The 18,635-nt window shown below is 72.2% G+C and carries 16 protein-coding genes and 2 tRNA genes; 5 read left to right on the top strand and 13 right to left on the bottom strand.

Going from position 1 to position 18,635, the window contains the following annotated elements:
- Positions 1 to 100: 100 nt before the first annotated feature.
- The 3 genes from ACFV61_RS16400 to ACFV61_RS16410 all read right to left on the bottom strand — a co-directional run bounded on the left by ACFV61_RS16400 (position 101) and on the right by ACFV61_RS16410 (position 2,950).
- Positions 101 to 1,078, bottom strand: a complete 978-nt coding sequence (locus ACFV61_RS16400) for a ribose-phosphate diphosphokinase (protein WP_063348048.1) — start codon at positions 1,076 to 1,078, stop codon at positions 101 to 103.
- A 202-nt stretch (positions 1,079 to 1,280) separates the two neighbouring features.
- On the bottom strand, positions 1,281 to 2,735 hold the full coding sequence (gene glmU, locus ACFV61_RS16405; protein ID WP_380492236.1) for a bifunctional UDP-N-acetylglucosamine diphosphorylase/glucosamine-1-phosphate N-acetyltransferase GlmU: 1,455 nt from the start codon (positions 2,733 to 2,735) through the stop codon (positions 1,281 to 1,283).
- Between the two features lie 144 nt (positions 2,736 to 2,879).
- Positions 2,880 to 2,950 (bottom strand) — tRNA-Gln (locus ACFV61_RS16410).
- A gap of 249 nt (positions 2,951 to 3,199) precedes the next feature.
- Between ACFV61_RS16410 and ACFV61_RS16415 the strand changes: the two genes are divergently transcribed.
- Together ACFV61_RS16415 and ACFV61_RS16420 are read left to right on the top strand one after the other, a co-directional pair.
- Positions 3,200 to 4,192, top strand: a complete 993-nt coding sequence (locus ACFV61_RS16415; protein ID WP_380345641.1) for an acyl-CoA desaturase — start codon at positions 3,200 to 3,202, stop codon at positions 4,190 to 4,192.
- Between the two features lie 26 nt (positions 4,193 to 4,218).
- A complete protein-coding gene (locus tag ACFV61_RS16420) occupies positions 4,219 to 4,986 on the top strand; it encodes a TetR family transcriptional regulator (protein ID WP_380492239.1) in 768 nt (255 codons plus the stop codon).
- Positions 4,987 to 5,064: 78 nt separating this feature from the next.
- On the opposite strand, the gene ACFV61_RS16425 is transcribed toward ACFV61_RS16420, so the two are convergent.
- Positions 5,065 to 5,856 (bottom strand): methyltransferase domain-containing protein, encoded by a 792-nt coding sequence (locus ACFV61_RS16425; protein ID WP_380492241.1) that lies wholly within the window; start codon positions 5,854 to 5,856, stop codon positions 5,065 to 5,067.
- A 110-nt stretch (positions 5,857 to 5,966) separates the two neighbouring features.
- Between ACFV61_RS16425 and ACFV61_RS16430 the strand changes: the two genes are divergently transcribed.
- Positions 5,967 to 6,464: a MarR family winged helix-turn-helix transcriptional regulator gene (locus tag ACFV61_RS16430; protein ID WP_188307908.1), complete on the top strand. Its 498-nt coding sequence runs from the start codon at positions 5,967 to 5,969 to the stop codon at positions 6,462 to 6,464.
- Positions 6,465 to 6,479: 15 nt separating this feature from the next.
- On the opposite strand, the gene ACFV61_RS16435 is transcribed toward ACFV61_RS16430, so the two are convergent.
- The 5 genes from ACFV61_RS16435 to ACFV61_RS16455 all read right to left on the bottom strand — a co-directional run bounded on the left by ACFV61_RS16435 (position 6,480) and on the right by ACFV61_RS16455 (position 10,435).
- On the bottom strand, positions 6,480 to 7,427 hold the full coding sequence (locus tag ACFV61_RS16435) for a LuxR C-terminal-related transcriptional regulator (protein ID WP_380492244.1): 948 nt from the start codon (positions 7,425 to 7,427) through the stop codon (positions 6,480 to 6,482).
- A gap of 298 nt (positions 7,428 to 7,725) precedes the next feature.
- Positions 7,726 to 8,688, bottom strand: a complete 963-nt coding sequence (gene galE, locus ACFV61_RS16440) for a UDP-glucose 4-epimerase GalE (RefSeq protein WP_063348055.1) — start codon at positions 8,686 to 8,688, stop codon at positions 7,726 to 7,728.
- Between the two features lie 151 nt (positions 8,689 to 8,839).
- The gene (locus tag ACFV61_RS16445; RefSeq protein ID WP_063348056.1) at positions 8,840 to 9,508 is read right to left on the bottom strand and encodes a LuxR C-terminal-related transcriptional regulator; all 669 of its coding nucleotides are present in this window, start codon (positions 9,506 to 9,508) and stop codon (positions 8,840 to 8,842) included.
- Between the two features lie 195 nt (positions 9,509 to 9,703).
- Positions 9,704 to 9,779: transfer RNA gene (locus ACFV61_RS16450), tRNA-Thr, on the bottom strand.
- A 206-nt stretch (positions 9,780 to 9,985) separates the two neighbouring features.
- Positions 9,986 to 10,435, bottom strand: coding sequence for a winged helix-turn-helix transcriptional regulator (locus tag ACFV61_RS16455; protein WP_380492246.1), 450 nt, complete (start codon positions 10,433 to 10,435; stop codon positions 9,986 to 9,988).
- Between the two features lie 180 nt (positions 10,436 to 10,615).
- On the opposite strand from ACFV61_RS16455, the gene ACFV61_RS16460 reads away from it, so the two are divergent.
- On the top strand, positions 10,616 to 11,212 hold the full coding sequence (locus tag ACFV61_RS16460; RefSeq protein ID WP_063348057.1) for a flavodoxin family protein: 597 nt from the start codon (positions 10,616 to 10,618) through the stop codon (positions 11,210 to 11,212).
- Positions 11,213 to 11,232: 20 nt separating this feature from the next.
- On the opposite strand, the gene ACFV61_RS16465 is transcribed toward ACFV61_RS16460, so the two are convergent.
- The 4 genes from ACFV61_RS16465 to ACFV61_RS16480 form a co-directional block, all read right to left on the bottom strand.
- Positions 11,233 to 12,600 carry an MFS transporter gene (locus ACFV61_RS16465; protein ID WP_380492248.1) on the bottom strand — a complete coding sequence of 456 codons (1,368 nt, stop codon included), beginning with the start codon at positions 12,598 to 12,600 and terminating at the stop codon, positions 11,233 to 11,235.
- A gap of 90 nt (positions 12,601 to 12,690) precedes the next feature.
- Positions 12,691 to 13,965, bottom strand: coding sequence for a S8 family serine peptidase (locus ACFV61_RS16470; RefSeq protein WP_380427551.1), 1,275 nt, complete (start codon positions 13,963 to 13,965; stop codon positions 12,691 to 12,693).
- 132 nt (positions 13,966 to 14,097) lie between these two features.
- A complete protein-coding gene (locus ACFV61_RS16475; protein WP_380492250.1) occupies positions 14,098 to 15,777 on the bottom strand; it encodes a WXG100 family type VII secretion target in 1,680 nt (559 codons plus the stop codon).
- Positions 15,778 to 15,820: 43 nt separating this feature from the next.
- Positions 15,821 to 16,267 (bottom strand): hypothetical protein, encoded by a 447-nt coding sequence (locus ACFV61_RS16480; protein WP_159398450.1) that lies wholly within the window; start codon positions 16,265 to 16,267, stop codon positions 15,821 to 15,823.
- A gap of 417 nt (positions 16,268 to 16,684) precedes the next feature.
- On the opposite strand from ACFV61_RS16480, the gene ACFV61_RS16485 reads away from it, so the two are divergent.
- Positions 16,685 to 18,583 carry an FUSC family protein gene (locus ACFV61_RS16485; RefSeq protein ID WP_380345626.1) on the top strand — a complete coding sequence of 633 codons (1,899 nt, stop codon included), beginning with the start codon at positions 16,685 to 16,687 and terminating at the stop codon, positions 18,581 to 18,583.
- The last annotated feature ends 52 nt before the right edge of the window (positions 18,584 to 18,635 follow it).

The raw sequence follows: 18,635 nt of genomic DNA on the forward strand, positions 1-18,635 counted from the left end.
CCTCCATTTTATCATACACACCCCCCGACCCCCCCACCCCTCCTCCCGGGCGCCCGCCCCCGCCCGCGCCCGCGCGGCCCCCCCCCGCCGTCGGGCTTCGTCAGTGCACGCCCTCGAAGAGGCTCGTGACCGAACCCTCCTCGAACACCTCGCGGATCGCGGCCGCGATCGAGGGGGCGATGGACAGCGTGGTGATCTTGTCCAGCTGGATCTGCCCCGGGGTCGGCAGCGTGTTGGTGAACACGAACTCGCTGACCCGCGAGTTCTTCAGCCGGTCCGCGGCCGGGCCGGAGAGCACGCCGTGGGTGGCCGCCACCAGGACGTCCGCCGCACCGTTGTCGAACAGCGCGTCAGCCGCGGCGCAGATCGTGCCGGCGGTGTCGATCATGTCGTCGACCAGGACGCAGACCCGGTCCTTGACGTCACCGACGACCTCGGCCGACAGGATGGTGTTGGCCTGGGTCATGTCACGGCGCTTGTGGATGATCGCCAGCGGCGCGTCCAGCCGGTCGCACCACTGGTCGGCCACCTTCACCCGGCCGGCGTCCGGCGACACGATGGTCAGCTTGGAGCGGTCCACCCTCCCGCCCACGTAGTCCGCCAGCATCGGCAGCGCGAACAGGTGGTCCACCGGGCCGTCGAAGAAGCCCTGGATCTGCGCGGTGTGCAGGTCCACGGCCATCAGCCGGTCGGCGCCCGCCTGGCGCAGCAGGTCGGCGACCAGGCGCGCCGAGATGGGCTCGCGGCCCAGGTGCTTCTTGTCCTGGCGGGCGTACCCGTAGAACGGCAGGATCGCGGTGATGCTCTTGGCGGAGGCCCGCTTCAGCGCATCGATCATGATCAGCTGTTCCATGATCCACTGGTTGATGGGAGCCGTGTGGCTCTGCATCACGAAGCAGTCCGCGCCGCGGGCGGAGTCCAGGAAGCGGACGTAGATCTCGCCGTTGGCGAAGTCCAGGGCCTTGGTCGGGACGAGCTCGGTCCCGAGCGCCTCGGCCACCTCCCTCGCCAGTTCCGGGTGGGCACGGCCGGAGAAGAGCTTGAGTTTCTTCTCACCCGACGTCGTGATCCCGCTCACTGCACCGTCTCCTCGCGTTGCTGACGCTGAACCCCGTCGTCCCGTGCGGGCAGGCGCAGCCGGCTCGCACGAGGGGTCGGGGGAATTGTCGGTACGCCTGGACACGGGCCGTAAGCCCAGTGGCGCACGTATGTCCCCAAGGTTACGCGCCCACGCAGAAACCGTCCGCCCCGGGACCGCCCTCGGGCTCCCGCCCGCCCCGTCAGGCGTCCGCGGCCCCGCCCGTCGCAGCCTTCGCGGCCTGCGCGGAGGTGGTCCCCGGGCGCTTGCGCTCCACCCAGCCCTCGATGTTGCGCTGGTGCGCCCGGCTCACTCCGAGCGCGCCCGGCGGGACGTCGGTGGTGATGACCGAACCGGCCGCGGTGTAGGCGCCGTCCCCGATCGTCACCGGGGCGATGAACATGTTGTCGGAGCCGGTGCGGCAGTGCGCACCGATCACCGTGCGGTGCTTGTTGACGCCGTCGTAGTTCACGGTGACGGAGGCCGCGCCGACGTTGGTGCCCTCGCCGATCGTGGTGTCCCCGATGTAGGAGAGGTGCGGCACCTTGGCGCCCTCGCCCAGCTCGGAGTTCTTCACCTCGACGTAGGTGCCGACCTTCGCCTTGCGGGCCAGCCTGGCCCCCGGCCGCAGGTAGGCGTACGGGCCGGCGGTGGCCAGCTCGCCCACCTCGGCGCGGTCCGCCGTGGTGTTGCTCACACGGGCGCCGGCGCCGATCAGGGTGTCGGTCAGGGTCGAGTTCGGGCCGACCTCGCAGCCCTCGCCCAGGTGGGTGGCGCCCTGCAGCTGGGTGTTCGGCAGCACGAGGGCGTCCGGCTCGTACGTCACCTGCACGTCGATCCAGGTGGTCGCCGGGTCCACCACGGTGACGCCGGCCCGCATCGCCCGCTCCAGCAGGCGGTCGTTCAGCAGCCGACGGGCCTGCGCGAGCTGCACCCGGTCGTTGATGCCCAGGATGTCCCGGTGGTCCTCCGCGACCACGGCGCCCACCCGGTGCCCGGCGGTGCGCAGGATCTCCAGGGTGTCGGTGAGGTACTCCTCGCCCTGCGAGTTGTCCGTGGTGAGCTCGGCCAGCGCCTCGACCAGCAGCTTGGCGTCGAAGGCGAAGACGCCCGAGTTGATCTCGGCGATCGAGCGCTGGACGGCGGTGGCGTCCCGCTCCTCGACGATCGCGGCGACGGTGCCGTCCTCGTCCCGCAGGATCCGGCCGTAGCCGAAGGGCTCGGGGACGACGGCGGTCAGCACGGTGACCCCGTTGTCCTGGGCGGTGTGGGCCTTCGCCAGGCGGCGCAGCGTGTCCCCGGTCAGCAGCGGGGAGTCCCCGGCGGTGACGATCACCGTGCCGTCCAGCACCACGCCGTCGGCGGCCAGCGCCTCCAGCGCCGTGCGCACCGCGTGCCCGGTGCCCTTCTGGTCCTCCTGCACCACCGGGCGGGCCGCCGGGTAGTGCGCCGCGAGGTGCTCCTGGACCTGGTCCCGCTGGTGTCCGACCACCACGACGAGCTGCTCCGGCGTCAGTTCGCGGGCCGCCGAGACGGCATGACCCACCAGCGACCGGCCGCAGACCTCGTGCAGCACCTTGGGCAGCTTGTTCGACTTCATCCGGGTCCCGCCACCGGCGGCGAGCACGACAACGGCGGCAAGCGAATTGGCACCCATGCGGGGAGGCTCCTCGGTCGGTTCACAGAGCGGGCAGAACGGGCCCGGACCGGACCGAGGCCGGTCGCCATTCGCACAGTCCGCCGAGCAGCACCGACAATACCGGCGGTTCGGCGGTACGCCCGAACCTGAGGCGTGCAGAGGCTCCGCCGCTAGGATTCGAACCCAGACAAAGGCCTCCAAAGGGCCCTGTGCTGCCATTACACCACGGCGGATGGTTGCTCAGACCCTACCCGAGTCGACCCGGCCATGGGTATCAACTGCCGCGATCCGCAGGCCCCGATCCGCCGGAAACGGTCGAACAAGCCGGGCCGCCGGTTCATCCATCCAGTCGGGTGAATTCACTCAAGCGCCGTGCGGCGGCGTGTTCCCTTCGCCACGGAGCGCAACCTACGATGCCGTAGGTTACGCCAACGTAGCCTCCGCTCCTCCCTCCCGCACAGAGATGCCGCAAAGGGACGCCCATGACCACCAAGGCCGGCGAGCCGAGCGCGGGGAACGCCGCGCTTCCCACCGAATCCCCCGATCCCACCGACACCGCCGCCACCCGGCTGTCCGCCACCCGCGGCGGGGAGAAGCAGGGCCTCGCCGAACGGCTCGCGCTCGGGCTGTTCATCCTCCTGCCGTTCACCGCGCTGCTGGCCGCCGTACCGGTGGCCTGGGGGTGGGGACTGGGGTGGACGGACGCGGCGATCACCGTCGCCATGTACTTCCTCACCTGCCACGGCATCACCGTCGGCTACCACCGCTACTTCACCCACAGCGCGTTCAAGGCCAACCGCCCGATGCGGCTCGCCCTCGCGATCGCCGGCAGCCTGGCGGTCGAGGGCCCGCTGGTGCGCTGGGTGGCCGACCACCGCAAGCACCACCGGTTCAGCGACAAGGACGGCGACCCGCACTCGCCGTGGCGCTACGGGGAGAGCCTCCCCGCCCTACTCAAGGGCCTGTGGTGGGCGCACATGGGCTGGATGTTCGACGAGGAGCAGACCCCGCAGCTCACGTACGCGCCGGACCTCGTCCGCGATCCGGCCATACGGCGGATCTCCCGGCTGTTCTGGCTCTGGACCATGATCTCGCTGCTGCTCCCCCCGCTGGTCGGCGGGCTGGTGACGCTGTCCTGGTCGGGCGCGCTGTCCGCCTTCTTCTGGGGATCGCTGGTCCGGGTGGCCCTGCTGCACCACGTCACCTGGTCGATCAACTCGATCTGCCACGCCGTCGGCCGCCGCCCGTTCCGCTCCCGGGACCGCTCGGGCAACGTCTGGTGGCTGGCGGTGCTCTCCTGCGGCGAGTCCTGGCACAACCTGCACCACGCGGACCCGACGGCCGCCCGGCACGGGGTGCTGCGCGGGCAGATCGACTCCTCGGCCCGGCTGATCCGCTGGTTCGAGCTGGCCGGCTGGGTCCGGGACGTCCGTTGGCCGGACGCACAACGGATCGCCGCCCGCCGCGCCGCATGAGTCGTCGCTTCCAGCATGATGTAGGGGTGAACGGGAGCAGCGCAGACAGCACAGGCGGCCACCAGAGCACGCGGACGGACGCGGCGCCCGACGCGGCGCCGGCCCGTCCGCGAACCGCTGCACCGGCGGGCGGGGGCGCCTCGGGAGGTACGCCCGCCCCGGCGCCGCGCCGCCGGGGCGGGCGGGTCCGGATGACCGGCAAGCAACGGCGGGAGCAGCTGCTGGAGATCGGGCGGACGGTGTTCGCGGAGCGCGGCTACGACGGCACCTCGGTGGAGGAGATCGCCGAGCGGGCCGGGGTGTCGAAGCCGGTGGTGTACGAGCACTTCGGCGGCAAGGAGGGGCTGTACGCGGTGGTGGTGGACCGCGAGATGCAGCTGCTGCTGGACATGGTCACGGGGGCGCTGACCGGCGGGCACTCGCGGGAACTGCTGGAGCAGGCCGCGTTCGCGCTGATGGACTACATCGACACCTCGACGGACGGCTTCCGGATCCTGGTCCGGGACTCCCCGGTGGCCCAGTCGACCGGCACCTTCGCGTCACTGATCAGCGACATCGCGACGCAGGTGGAGGACATCCTCGGCCTGGAGTTCAAGTCCCGGGGCTTCGACGCGCGACTGGCCCCGATGTACTCGCAGATGCTGGTCGGCATGGTGGCACTGACCGGGCAGTGGTGGCTGGAGGTCCGCAAGCCGGACAAGGCTCAGGTCGCGGCGCACCTGGTGAACCTGGCCTGGCACGGGCTGGAGGGCCTGGAGCGGCACCCACGGCTGGTCGGCGGGCGCAAGGACTGACCTGCGGGCGGAAGGACCGTCGGCCCTCCCGCCCCGCATCAGGCCCGCCCGCCCCGCATCAGGCCCTCCCGCCCCGCATCAGACCCTGGTCCCGACGGCGAAGATCCGCCGGAACGGGAAGACGGTGCCGTGCGGTCCGGCCGGGTAGGCCTCGCGCAGGAGCGCCCCGTACTCGGCGAGGAAGGCGGCCTGGCGGGCGGGGTCGGTCAGCCGGGTGAGGACGGGGCGCAGGGCGGTGCCCTTGACCCAGGCGAGGACCGGGTCCGGGCCCGGGAGCAGGGTGCGGTACGTGGTCTCCCAGACGTCGGGCGTGCAGCCGGCGGCGGTGAGGGCGTCCAGGTAGCGCTCGGGCGGGTGGACACCGGCCCTGGCGTCCTCGTCGCCGAGGAGGCCGCGCCAGCGGGGGCTGCGCCGGAGTTCGGCGAGCAGGGTGTGGCTGGGGGCGTCGAAGTTGCCGGGGACCTGGAAGGCGACGGTACCGCCGGGCCGCAGGGCGCCGGCCCAGCGCGGGACGAGGTCGAGGTGGCCGTCGATCCACTGCAGCGTGGCGTTGGAGACGATCAGGTCGGGTCCGGCCGGGGCCGGGTCGTAGTCGCGGGCGTCGGCGAGCAGGTAGTCGGCGGTGGGCTCACCGTCGGTGCGGGCGGTGGCGAGCATCGGGGCGGAGTTGTCGACGCCGGTGAGGCGGGCGTGCGGCCAGCGTGCGCGCAGCACGGCGGTGGAGTTGCCGGGGCCGCAGCCGATGTCGAGGATCACGGGATCGCCCGGGTTCGGGAGGGCGGGGACGCGGGCGAGCAGGTCGCGCAGCGGACGGGTGCGTTCGTCCGCGAAGCGCAGGTACTGCGCCGGGTCCCAGACGGGACTGGTCATGGTCCACCTCACAAGTATCTCGACATCAAGATATCCCAGGTAGCCTTGCTGGCACATTTCTCGACGTCAAGAGACTTCACATCGACACATCCACCGATACACTGATCGTCATGGAGGACGAGGTCGACAGGCTGGTCGCAGCGTGGCGCCGAGAGCGCCCCGACCTCGACGTGGAGCCGCTGGAGGTACTCAGCCGGGTCAGCAGGCTCGCCCGGCACCTCGACCGCGCCCGCCGCACCGCCTTCGCCGAGCACGGGCTGGAGCCCTGGGAGTTCGACGTCCTGACCGCCCTGCGCCGGGCCGGCTCCCCCTACCAGCTCTCCCCCGGCCAGCTGCTCACCCAGACCCTGGTCACCTCCGGCACCATGACCAACCGCATCGACCGCCTCACCGGCAAGGGCCTGGTCAAGCGCCTGCCCGACCCGGACGACCGGCGCGGCGTGCTCGTCCGGCTCACCGACGACGGCCGCGACCGCGCCGACCAGGCACTCGCCGGACTGCTCGCGCACGAACGCGAACTGCTCGCCCAGCTCAGCTCCGGCCAGCGGGGCGAACTCGCCGCGCTCCTGCGGCAGCTGGTCGCCCCCTTCGACAACATCCCGGGCTGATCCGGGCCCCGGAGCTCACGTCCGGTCCACCGCGGTCACGATGGACGGCGACGCCGGCAGGGCCGGCTCGGCCGGGCTGACCCCGGCCCGGCGGGCCACCGCGACCGCGGCCAGCGTGGAGTGCACCCCGAGCTTGCCGAGCACGTTCTGCATGTGCGTCCGGACGGTGTGCGGCGACAGGTAGAGCCGCTCCGCGACCGCCTGCCGACCCAGGCCCGCCACCATGCAGCGCAGGATCTGCTTCTCCCGCGGGGTCAGGGTGTCGACCAGCCGCTCGCTCTCGGTGCGGTCTCGCCGAGCGGTGGTCAGCTCGCGGATCACCCCGGTCAGCAGCGCGGGCGGCAGGTGCGTCTCGTCCCGCAGCACCCCCCGGACCACGGCGAGCAGCCGGGCCAGCGAACTCTCCTTGGCCACCCAGCCGGTGGCGCCCGCGTGCAGGGCCCGGGCGGCGCGGTGCGGATCGTCGGCGGCGGCCAGCACGACCGCCCGCAGCCCCGGATGGGCGCGGCGGACCCGGGCGAGCAGGGTGATGCCGTCCGGTGCCGGAGGCGCGGTTCTGAGCTGGTCGGCCCGGTACACGTCGGAGCGGGCCGGCTCCGCGCCGCGCCCACCCGGGCGCAGCAGGTCCACCGAGCGCCCGCCGGACGGCACCACCGGCGGGCCGACCGGGTGGCGGGGCGGCGGCACCGCCGGGGCCAGCCGCCGCCGGGCCGCGTCGGCCGCGTCCGGGCCGGGCCGGCTCCGGGCACCCGCCGAAGCGACGCCCTCGGCCCCCAGGTCGGCGTCGATCAGAACCACGTCGAAGGCCCGCCCCTCGACGGCGGCACGCTCCAGCGCCCGCTCGGCGGCGGCCCCGCTGCCGGCCGCCCCCACCTCCACGTCGGGCTCGGCGGCGAGCGCCGCGGCCAGGGCCTCGGCGAAGATCCGGTGGTCGTCGACCACCAGGACGCGGATCCGCCCCATCGTCACTACCCCCCTGCTCAGACCGGCCCGAGCCCGGGGGCGGGGACCGGCCCCGGCACCCGCGGTCCGGGCCCGTCACTCCGCCCGCCCACCGGTGGCCGGTGAGGCCGAAAAAGGGCGCCGGCCCCCACCGGTGCCGCACTCAGCGTACGGGCCGGGAAACCCCCTCGTGGCGGTTTGGTGAAGTTTCGTCAGGAGGTGCGCGAGTGGCGGGATTTCACGCCATCACCGGTCGAAGCGGGCAACGCCGAGGCGCCGCCCCCAACCTCCGGGAGCGGCGCCTGCGGGGTCCTGCGGCCTACTGGCCGTGCTTCTCCAGGGCGAACTTCCAGGCGTCGGCGACGATGTCGTCCAGGTTCGGGCGGCGCGGCGTCCAGCCCAGCGCCTCGTGGGCGCGGGCGGCCGAGGCCACCAGCACGGCCGGGTCGCCGGCCCGGCGGCCGGCCGCCTGCACCGGGATCTCCCGGCCGGTGACGCGCCGGACCGACTCGATCACCTCGCGCACCGAGAAGCCGCTGCCGTTGCCCAGGTTGCAGATCAGGTGCTCGCCCGGCTTGGCCGCGTCCAGCGCCAGCAGGTGCGCGTCGGCCAGGTCCGCGACGTGGATGTAGTCGCGGATGCAGGTGCCGTCCGGGGTCGGGTAGTCCTCGCCGTACACCGCGATGTGCGGGCGCTGACCCAGCGCCGCCTGGAACACCAGCGGGATCAGGTGCGACTCGGGGTCGTGGCGCTCCCCGTACGCGCCGTACGCACCGGCCACGTTGAAGTAGCGCAGCGAGACGGCGGCCAGCCCGTGCGCGACGGCCTCGCTGGTGATCAGGTGGTCCACGGCGAGCTTGGTGGCGCCGTAGGCGTTGGTCGGCGAGGTGCGGGCGGTCTCCGCGATCGGCACGACCTCCGGCTCGCCGTAGACGGCGGCGGTGGACGAGAACACCAGCTTGCGCACACCCGCCGCGCGCATCGCCGCGACCAGCTCCAGCGACCCCGCCACGTTGTTACGCCAGTACTTCTCCGGGTCCACGACCGACTCGCCGACCTGCGAGGAGGCGGCGAAGTGCAGCACGCCGTCGAAGGAACCGTCCAGCACCCGGCCGGCCTCCTGGACCCGACCCTCGACGAACTCGGCACCGACCGGGACGCCCTCACGGAAACCGGTGGAGAGATCGTCCAGGACGGTCACCTGGTGCCCCGCCTCCAGCAGGTGGGCGGCCACCACGCTGCCGACGTAGCCGGCGCCACCCGTGACCAGGTACTTACTCATGATGAGACCTCCAGCGGGCGACGGTCCGCCGGATCAGCGGCGGCCGTCGATGACGTGTGTACGACTGAGGCTATTCTCCCTGCCCGCCGGAGTGCCCAGGACCACGTGAACGGGCCACCCGGGAGCCGGTTTCACGAAACCCGAGCCCCCCTCAGCCACCGGCCATCCGCTCCAGCAGCCCGGTACGGGCCGCCACCGCGGCCGCCTCCAGCCGGGTCCGCGCACCGAGCTTCATCAGCACCCGCTGGACGTGCGTCCGGGCGGTGCTCGCGGCGATCCGCATCCCGGCGGCGATCGCCGCCGTGTCCTCCCCGTCCGCGATCCGGGCCAGCACCTGCACCTCACGGCGGGTCAGCAACCGCAGCAGCCGCACCGCCTCGTCGTCCGGCTCGGCGACCGGCCGCAGCAACTGGTCGAAGGCCCCGCGCAGCACGTCCACGGCCACCGCCGCCTCGCCCGCCCGAGCCCGCCCGATCGCCCGCTCGACCACCCCGATCCGCTCGTCGCTCGGCACGTACCCCGCCGCCCCGGCCGCGAACGCCCCCGCCACACCGCGCAGTTCACCCACCGGCCCGAGCACGATCACGGCCACCTCGGGGCGCTCCCGGCGAATCCGGCGCAGCCCGTCGAAAGCCGCCGGCTCACTCGGCGCGGCCACCCCCAGCAGACACACCTCCGGCCGCCGGCCGACCACCAGATCAGCCGCGACCCCGGCCGGGCAGCCGACCGCGAGCACCCGGTGGCCGCGCAGCTGCAACGCCGTGGCCAGCGCCTCGGCCAACAGCCGGTGATCGTCGACCACCACGAGTCGAACGCCCATGACGCCCTCCCGGTCGGGGTTCGGCTCGCGCCCGCACCCCATGGGCGGGCGGCCGATGACGCACCATCACAGCGCATTCCGTACCCGACCCGCTAGGCCGCCGCATTCGGCCGCCGCACTGGGCCGCCGTCTTGGACCGGGCGGCCTGATCGGGGAACAGCAAAAGGCCCTCGCCATGAAGCGAGGGCCTTCAAATGGAGCCCCCATGCGGAATCGAACCGCAGACCTTCTCCTTACCATGGAGACGCTCTACCGACTGAGCTATAGGGGCTTGCCGGGCTTTCACCGGGCCGGTCGAACAAGGAAGACATTACACGGCTGGCGGCCCGGAAGGGAAATCGGCTCCGCGGCCCCGGCGCATGCCGGACCGACCCCCGGCGGGCGGGCACCCGGCCCTCGGCACGGGCCCGGTCGGCCTTCGGTACGGGGCTGGTCAGCCCTTGGCGCGGGCCCGGCCAGCCTTCGGTACGTGCGCGGTCAGCCTTCGGCGTGCGCCTCGTCGAACTCCTCACGGGCGGCCAGCATCTGCCCGGTTCGCTGCTCCGTCCAGCGGCCGAGCGGCGCCAGCAGCACGGCCAGCTCCCGGCCGAGCGGCAGCAGGTCGTAGACCACCCGCGGCGGCGTCTCCGGGAACACGGTGCGGCGCACCAGTCCGCTGCGCTCCAGGCTGCGCAGCGACTGGGTGAGCATCTTGCGACTGACCCCGCCGACGCCACGCTGCAGTTCGGAGAACCGCTGCTGCCCGCAGGCGGCGAGGCTCATCAGGATCAACATCGACCACTTGTCGGCCAGTTCGGCGAACATCGCGCGGCTGGGACAGAGCTGGGCGAAGACGTCGAGCTCCTGCTCCCGGTCCTGCCCGCCCTCCCGCTCCTGCCCCTGCCGCCCAGTGCCGCTCTCCACCCGGGCCGCTTCCTCCGTCGTCATGCCGTCCAGGGTAGCCCTGCGGTCTCCAATCCACCCTTGGTAACCAATGGAGACTTGGTCTATATTGGAGACCAGCCCGGCGGGTCGAGGTGCGACAGCACGCCCCGCCGTCGCTCCTCGGCTTGTCCCTGCCTTGCCTTGCCCCTGCCCGCACCCGTTCCCGTACAGGAGTGCCCCCGTATGACCGCCATCCGCCCGACCGTCGCCCTCGCCTACCACTCCGGCTACGGCCACACCGCCGTCATCGCCGAGGCCGTCGCCCGCGGCGCCGCCGCCGCCGGCGCCGAGGTCGTCTCGATCGCCGTCGACACCATCACCGACGAGCAGTGGGCCCAGCTCGACGCCGCCGACGCGATCGTCTTCGGCTCCCCCACCTACATGGGCACCGCCTCCGGCGCCTTCCACGTCTTCGCCGAGGCCACCAGCAAGCGCTGGTTCTCCGACGCCTGGCGGGACAAGGTCGCCGCCGGCTTCACCAACTCCGCCTCCAAGAGCGGCGACAAGGCCGGCACCCTCGGCTTCTTCCAGACCCTCGCCGCCCAGCACGCCATGAGCTGGGTCAACCTCGGCCTCAAGCCCGGCTGGAACGCCACCACCGCCACCGAGAACGACCTCAACCGCCTCGGCTTCTTCAACGGCGCCGCCGCCTCCAGCCCGTCCGACGCCGGCCCCGAGGCCGTGCACAAGGCCGACATCGCGACCGCCGAGTACCTCGGCGAGCGGGTCGCCCAGCACACCGCCGTCGTGCTGGCCGGCCGCGCCGCCCTCGCCGGCTGACCGCACCGCACGGTCGGCACCTACGCCGCCGGGTCCGCCCCCAGGAGAGGCACCCGGCGGCGTCCGCCGTCCACCGCCCCCAACTCCGCGCCGCCGGTCTCCGGCAGCAGCCACAGGCAGCCCAGCGCCACCACGCCCAACCCCACCAGGTACCAGCCGACCGGCTCCGCCGTCCCGTACGCCTCCGTCAGCCGCGTCGCCACCAGCGGCGTCGTCGCCCCGCCCACCACGCCGCCCAGGTTGTACGTCAACGCGGCACCCGTGTACCGCACCCGGGTCGGGAACAACTCCGGCAGGAACGCCGCCACCGGCCCCATCAGGCACCCCAGCACCACCAGCGCACCCGCCAGCGCCACGAACATCAACGGCCGGCGCACCGTCTCCAGCAACGGGAACAGCACCAGCGACCACCCCGCCGCCAGACCCGTCGCCCAGCACAGCGTCCGCCGCCGCCCCCACCCGTCACTGCGCGACGCGCTCACCCACACCGTCACGCCCATGCCCAGCGCGCCCACCAGCAGCATCACCAACACCAGCGAACTCGCCACCCCGAGCCCGGACGTCGCGTACGCCAACGCGTACGTCGTGGTCAGGTAGAACAGCGCGTACCCCACGGTGATCGCCCCACAGCCCAGCAGCACCGTGCGCCAGTGCCCGCGCAACACCTCCACCACCGGCGCCCGGTCCCTCGGCTCGTCCGGCCGGAACAGCGGCGTCTCCTCCAACCGCAGCCGCACGAACAGCCCCACCGCCACCAGCCCCAACGACGCCAGGAACGGAACCCGCCAGCCCCACTCCCGGAACGCCCGCCCGTCCAGGCCGAGTTGGACCGCCAGGAACACCCCGTTCGCCAACACGAACCCGCTCGTCGGCCCCAACTGCAGGAACGCCCCGTACCGCCCCCGCCGCCCGGCCGGCGCGTTCTCCGCGATCAGCAGCGCCGCCCCGCCCCACTCCCCGCCCAACCCCACGCCCTGACACACCCGCAACACCACCAGGGCCACCGGCGCCCACCACCCCCACGACCCGAACCCTGGCAACACCCCCACCGCCGCCGTCGACAGCCCCATCAACAACAGCGACACCACCAGCGTCGCCTTCCGCCCCACCCGGTCCCCGAAATGCCCGAACACCACCGCCCCCAGCGGCCGGGCCAAGAACGCCACCGCATACACCGAGAACGCCGCCAACAGCGCCCCCACCGTGCCCAGTTCAGGAAAGAACACCGACCCGAACACCAAGGCCGCCGCCGTCCCGTACAAAAAGAAGTCGTAGAACTCGATCGCCGTACCGATCAGCGCCGCAGCCGCCGCACGCCTCAACTGCCCCGCCCGCCGGGCTTCCTCCGCATCCATACCACCACCCTGGACACCAGCCCGCCCCGCCACCAGCCCCCACCCGAGTGACCCCCGCGCACACCCCCACCCCACGCGCCCCCGGCTCAACACCGGCGGTGCACACCAGCACAGGCGCCCAGATCACCGCACGTACGGGTCCTCCCCCGGCGGCACCACAGGCCGCCCACCCGCCTTCCGCCGCCGCAACACGACGAACACCACACCGGCGACCAGCACCAACCCACCCACCACACCGGCCACAACCGGCAACGCACCACCCGAACCAGAGGACTTCTCCACCCTCGGCTCCACCGACGGCGCCCCCACGGCCACATCACTCGGACTCGGAGCCGCCGAACTCGGCGAGGGCGCCGAAGTAGAAGTAGCCGACGGGCTCGCCGAGGGCAAGGTCTGCCCAACCGGAATCGGCGACACATTCGCAGGCCCAGGATCGCCAGGTTCCGTCAGCGCGACGCGAGGCCTGACAACTCCGTACCCGACATCGACACTGCGGACCGACCCATCAGTCGGTTTTCCTGCCGTGTTAATGAGCACCCGGAGAATCTGATTTGCCGTCCATTCCGGATGCGCCGACCACACCAGGGCCGCCGAAGCAGACACGAGTGCGGCCGAGTCCGAAGTCCCGTGACTCTTGCAATAACCAGTCGAAGAGGTACAGGCAGCAAGCATATCCATGCCGGGCGCGGAAAGAATAACCTGCGGCCCCTGCTCAGACTCGGCTGTCGCAATCACATCACGATCGACTGCCCCTACCCCGACAACACCAGGAAGCGCCCCGGGATACTCGACCGGATTGCCCTTCTGCGCTTCATTCCCGACGCTTGCCACTACTAGGACACCCTTGGCCCTCGCAGCCTCAATGACGCCATTCAGATTGGCAACATCTTCCGGCGCGGGAACTGCCGCATTCATACCCTGCGAGATATTGATGACCTTGACACCCTGGTCAACCGCATAGGAAATGGCCTGGCCGATCTGGCCAAGGAATTCATTGGATACGAGCGCCCCGGAAGACCCGTTATTGATCTTCAGAGGAAGAATTTTAACCCCGGGAGCCAAACCTTGGGCACCGGTTCCCCCCATACCTTTGCCCGTCCCGGCAATGAGGCTGGCGATCCCGGTGCCGTGCCCGTCACCGAAGGAGCCCACCCCACCAGAACTGCCGCTGAAATCCTTGCCGGGCAGGAACTGCCCGGCAAGATCCGGATGATCCAGCTTGAATCCGCCGTCGATCACGGCAATCGTGATCCCCTGCCCCTTGGTGATCTTCCACATCTCCGGTGCATGCATCGCGTCCAGATGCCACTGCTGTTGCCGGATCGTGTCTTCGGCAGCCGCCGGCACTGCGACCGGGCCGACCACAACTCCCGCCGCCAAAAGCACCGCAGCGGACATCCGCCAACGAGATCGCGTGTTCGTCCGCCCCATCACAACTCCTCGTCAATCTCTCCGTCGACCGGGGAGCGTGCCCCGAACAGGTCTGCCCGGCCACCGGGAGAGCCCAGTGGCCGGGCAGTCGTTGCCGTCCTACTCAATCACGTCCGGGTTGCTGTGCGGCGTACCGCTGGTCCAGGTCTCCTCGTCCTCGTGGAGGTAGTCGGCCCGCTTGCGGCGATCGCGCTCGTTCCGACCGGAGTGACCCGCCGTTCCAGGGGCCATCATGCCGTTCTGCCCGGAGCGGGCTTCGCCCTCAACGGCTCCCGCAGCGGCAGCCCGGTTACGCAGGCCCGTACCACCCGGCGTGAACTCCCCGCCGGCAGCCGGTCCCTTGCGGCCGCCGACCGCCCCTCCTCCGGTCGAGGTCAGGCCCCGGCCCCGTGAGCTGCCGCCCGAACCAACGGCTCCGGAACCACCACCCATCCCCGGATGCATGCCGCCCACACCGCCCGCGCTGCCGGCCGCTCCCGCCCGCCCCGCCTGGGCCTCACGGGCGCCGAAGACCGTCCCGCTGGGCAGACCCTGGCTGCCACCGGACTTTCCCGGCACCGAGCCGCCGCCGAACGGAGCCGTACGGGCGGGGATCGAGCCGCCGCCCTTGCCTGAGACGGATCCGCCACCACCCCTGGCCGGGATCGAGCCGCCGCCGACCCCGGCCGGGAAACCGGTCACCGGGCCGCCACCCGGACCACCCGGATATCCCGGGGTACCACCGGGGCCACCCGGATATCCGGGAATCCCGTTCGGACCGTCAGGCGGGAGGCTTCCACCACCACTGGGGCCGAGCGGGCCGGTCTGACCTGGCAAGGTCGGCACGGCCGGCAGGCTGTCAAGGCCGGTACCGGGACGGTGGACGGGTTCCGACGGCACAGAGGGCGGCGTCGAGGAGCCCGAGTCCACCGGCGTCGACGGCACCTGGCCACCGCTTCGCGGCGAAATTGGGTCAGTGTGGCCAGGCCCGCCGACCTGGCCTTGCGGACCCGACCCCAGACTCCGAGGCGCGACCGAACCACCACCGTAGTTTCCGCCTGGCGGGCGGTAGCTGCCCCCGGTGCTACCGCCGCCTGCACGAGGGCTACGAACGGAGCCGCCGTAACCGCCTGAGCCGCTGCCACCAGAGGCCGTCGAGGATTCGTACTTGTTGCTACTCGCATCCGGCGTACCCGGCAGAGCCACGTCCCCGAGCCCGGCCAGCTTCGTTGTCGCCGCCTCGTACGCCTGCCCCAGCTTCTCCATCTGGTGGATGGCTTCCTGGTGGGCCTTGTAGACCCGCTGAGAGGCGGCCACAGCCTCCGTTTCGGTGACCCAGGAACAGTTCTGCTTCTTCATCATGGCGTCGACGGTGGCGGTGGTCGGCCCGGTCGGGGTGAAGTTGGCGCTCGTGAGCGCCATCTGGTTGGGCACCCCCTGGGTCGAGCGCGCCTTGACGATGTCGACATCGTCGTGTGGCACGTCCGGCACGGCCACCTTGGCGGTGCTGAGTGCCTCACCGGCCTGGTGCATGGCGTCGCCGGCGGTTGTGGAGTAGTCACCGAGCAACGCGGCGGACTGCTGCAGGTTGCCTGCCCAGGTCTTGAAGCTCTCGGCGGCCGGCCCTTCCCAGCTGACGTTGCCGATGTGCGATTTGAGTGCCGCGCCGAGTTCCTTCAGGACGCGGCCGGCCGACTTCAGCTGGGTGCCGCGGCTCAGCACCGTCGTGGGGTCGGTGCTCTGGACCATTTTCTTGAGCTGGGCGTGTCCGACGCCCTCGAAGTTCGTTCCGTCTGCCACTACTTACTCCCCGATTCCCCGTGAGCGCCCTCGCCGACCACCATCAGAAGCCCTCGCCGCCGGCCCGCGCCGGCGTGGTGCCGCCCGCGTTCTTCGCGACGGCGTTCTGCGCGGCCGTCGTGTCGTCCTCGTTGGCCGAGTAGTTGCCCGCCGTCGCTGCGACCGCGGTCTTCATCGCCTCGATCTGCGACACGAAGTCCTTGTGCAGCTTGACGAGCTGGGTGTGCACCTTGTCGTAGGCCGCGGTCAGGGCCGTTGCTTCGGCGAACTCCGCGCTGGCGAAGCTTCCGCCGGTCAGTTTCTGTTCCTGGAGTTTGTACGGGGCCGCCGGGGAGCCTTCCATGGCCTGGAGCAGGGCTTCGATCTTCTTGGCGAACGCGGTGAGCGTGTCGAGCTCGACCTTGACGTCCTTCTTGCCGAAGGCGGACACCAGGTCGGCGGCGCTGACGTTCGTCTGCACGGTGCTGACGAGGGGGCCGAACCCCATCATGTGGCTGAGCATAAATGGCGTGATGTCACCGGACGTGTCCGGACTGGCCCCCGTGTTCGGTGGAACCTCTCCTGCCATAGCAGTTCACCTCTCCCCCGTACGGGCGGTGGTTCGGGGTAACCCCGGGGCCGCCGCTCCGCAACATACCGTCAACTTCTCGGTCGTACAGTGCTGGTCGGTGCACCGCCCGCCCTGGGGGCGGTTTCCGCCTCCGCAATCGTAGCCACCGCCTCTGTCGGGCTGGCAGGGCCCTTGGCCCGCCTGTGCGGGATCGGTACGAACTTGACACGTGCGGCCCTCGGGGGTGCCGTGCCGGGCCCCGGTAGACTGGCGTCGCCCGGTTGGACCGGGTACGCCCCCATCTGCCGCGCAATGTCGCACAGCAGCGTCCCCTGGCCGCAGAACGGACGTGACCTGATGCCTGCAGACGAGTCCGCCCCCTCCTGGTGGGCCCGTGCCGCCCGTCCTTCCCGGCCGCCGTTGCCGTTGGCGCTGATGGCCCGCGCGGCGGTGGGCATGGCGGTGCCGCTGACCGCAGGACTGCTGGCGCACCGGCTGGATCTGGGGGTGTTCGCCGGTCTGGGCGCGATGCACGCGACGATGAACGACCGCGCGGAGCCGGGTGGCCTGCGGGTGCCCCGGATCGCGTCGGCGGTGCTGGCTTCGGCGCTCGGCATGCTGATCGGCACTTCCCTCCAGCACGTGCACGTTTCGGCGGTCGCGCTCGGTGCGGCGCTCACGTTCACGGCGTTCGCGTCCGGCGCGCTGAGTGCGACGGGCCCGCGGGGTTCTGCGGCGGGGATGCTGCTGCTGGTGTCGGCGGCGTTGGGCAGCGGGATGCCGTTGCCGGATCCGTGGTGGGCGGCGGCGCCGATGATGCTGGCGGGTGCCGCGTTCGTGGTGGTGCTGGGTCTGCCGGGGGGCGCGCACCGCCGCCCCGCCTCGGATCCGCGCAACCGTGCGCTGGCGGCCGCGTACGAGGCGTTCGGCCAGACGCTGGCCGATCTGGGCACGCCGCAGGGCGCGGCTTCGCGCCAGGTGTTGACGGCCCGGTTGAACCAGTTGCAGGACCTCCTCCCGCGACCGCACCGCCCGGGGTCGGAGTCCGCCCGTACGGTTCGGCTGCGCCGGATGTACGAGGCGGCGTTGGCCGCCACCGAGGCGGCGACGGGCCTGTTGTGGGCGTGGCGGCCGGTGCCGCCCGAGGTCGCGGAGGTGCCGCTCCGGTTGGCGGACGCGGTCCGGCGGGGCGGCGGCGAGGTCACCGTTCCGCAGTGGCAGCCGGACACGCCGTCCCGGCAGGCCCTGGACGTGGCGCTGCGCGCGGCGGCCGACACCGTGGCCGGCCGGGAGGCGGAGGTCGCTACCGCCCCGGCGCCGCCGCCCGATCCGTGGCGGCTGCGGGTGCGGCTGCTGTCGCGCGGTTCGGTCCGGTACGGGCTGCGGGTGGCGTTGTGCATCGCGGTCGGTTCGGCGGTGACGGCCAGTTACCCGCTCAGCAAGAGCTACTGGGTGCCGATGACGATCGCCTTCGTGTTGAAGCCGGATCTCGGTTCGGTGTTCCTGCGGGCGGTGAGCCGCTCGATCGGCACGGTGCTCGGGGTGGCGGTCACGGCGGCCGTGGTGTCGCTCACGACCGACGCGTGGGTACTGACGGCGATCGCCGCGTTCTGCGTGGCCCTGTTGCCGTACGTGACGGCGGCGCACTACGGGCTGAACACGGTGGCGATGACGCCGATGGCGTTGATCCTGCTCCAGTTGGGCGGGCAGAGCAGCGCGGCCGAGTTCTGGCCGCGGGTGCTGGACACGGTGCTCGCGAGCGCGATCGTGCTGCTCTTCGGCTATCTGCTGTGGCCGGAGCGTCCGCGGCACCGGATCGAGCCCCGGCTGGTGGACGCGGCCACCGCGCTGCGGGCCTATCTGGACGCGGTCACCGGGGACGCGGGCCGGGCCGAGGTGTGGCTGCGCCGCACGGCGTACCGGGCGTTGGAGGACGCCCGCCAGGAGGTGCGGCAGGGGCTGGCCGAGCCGCCGCCGACGGGGCGGCTGGCGGAGCAGTGGCTGCCGGCGACGGCGGCGTTGGAGCGGCTGGGCGGCGCGGTGGCGGCGTTCGCGGCGCAGCTGCGGTACGGCGGCCGGGTGCCGGATCCGGCGGAGGTGGGGCGGGTGCGCCGGGCGCTGGACGAGCTGACGGCCGCGGCCCGCGAGCACCGCCCGCCGACCGGGGCGGCGGCCCGCCCGACGGCGCCGCACGACCCGGCGCGCAGTGCGCTGGGCCGTGCGGCGGACGAGCTGGAGGCCCTGCTGGCCCGGTAGGGCCCGAACGGGATCCCGGCACCGGCCAGGACTCCGACCAGAACTCCGACCA

This window comes from Kitasatospora sp. NPDC059817, from assembly GCF_042731835.1.
GTDB lineage: Bacteria > Actinomycetota > Actinomycetes > Streptomycetales > Streptomycetaceae > Kitasatospora.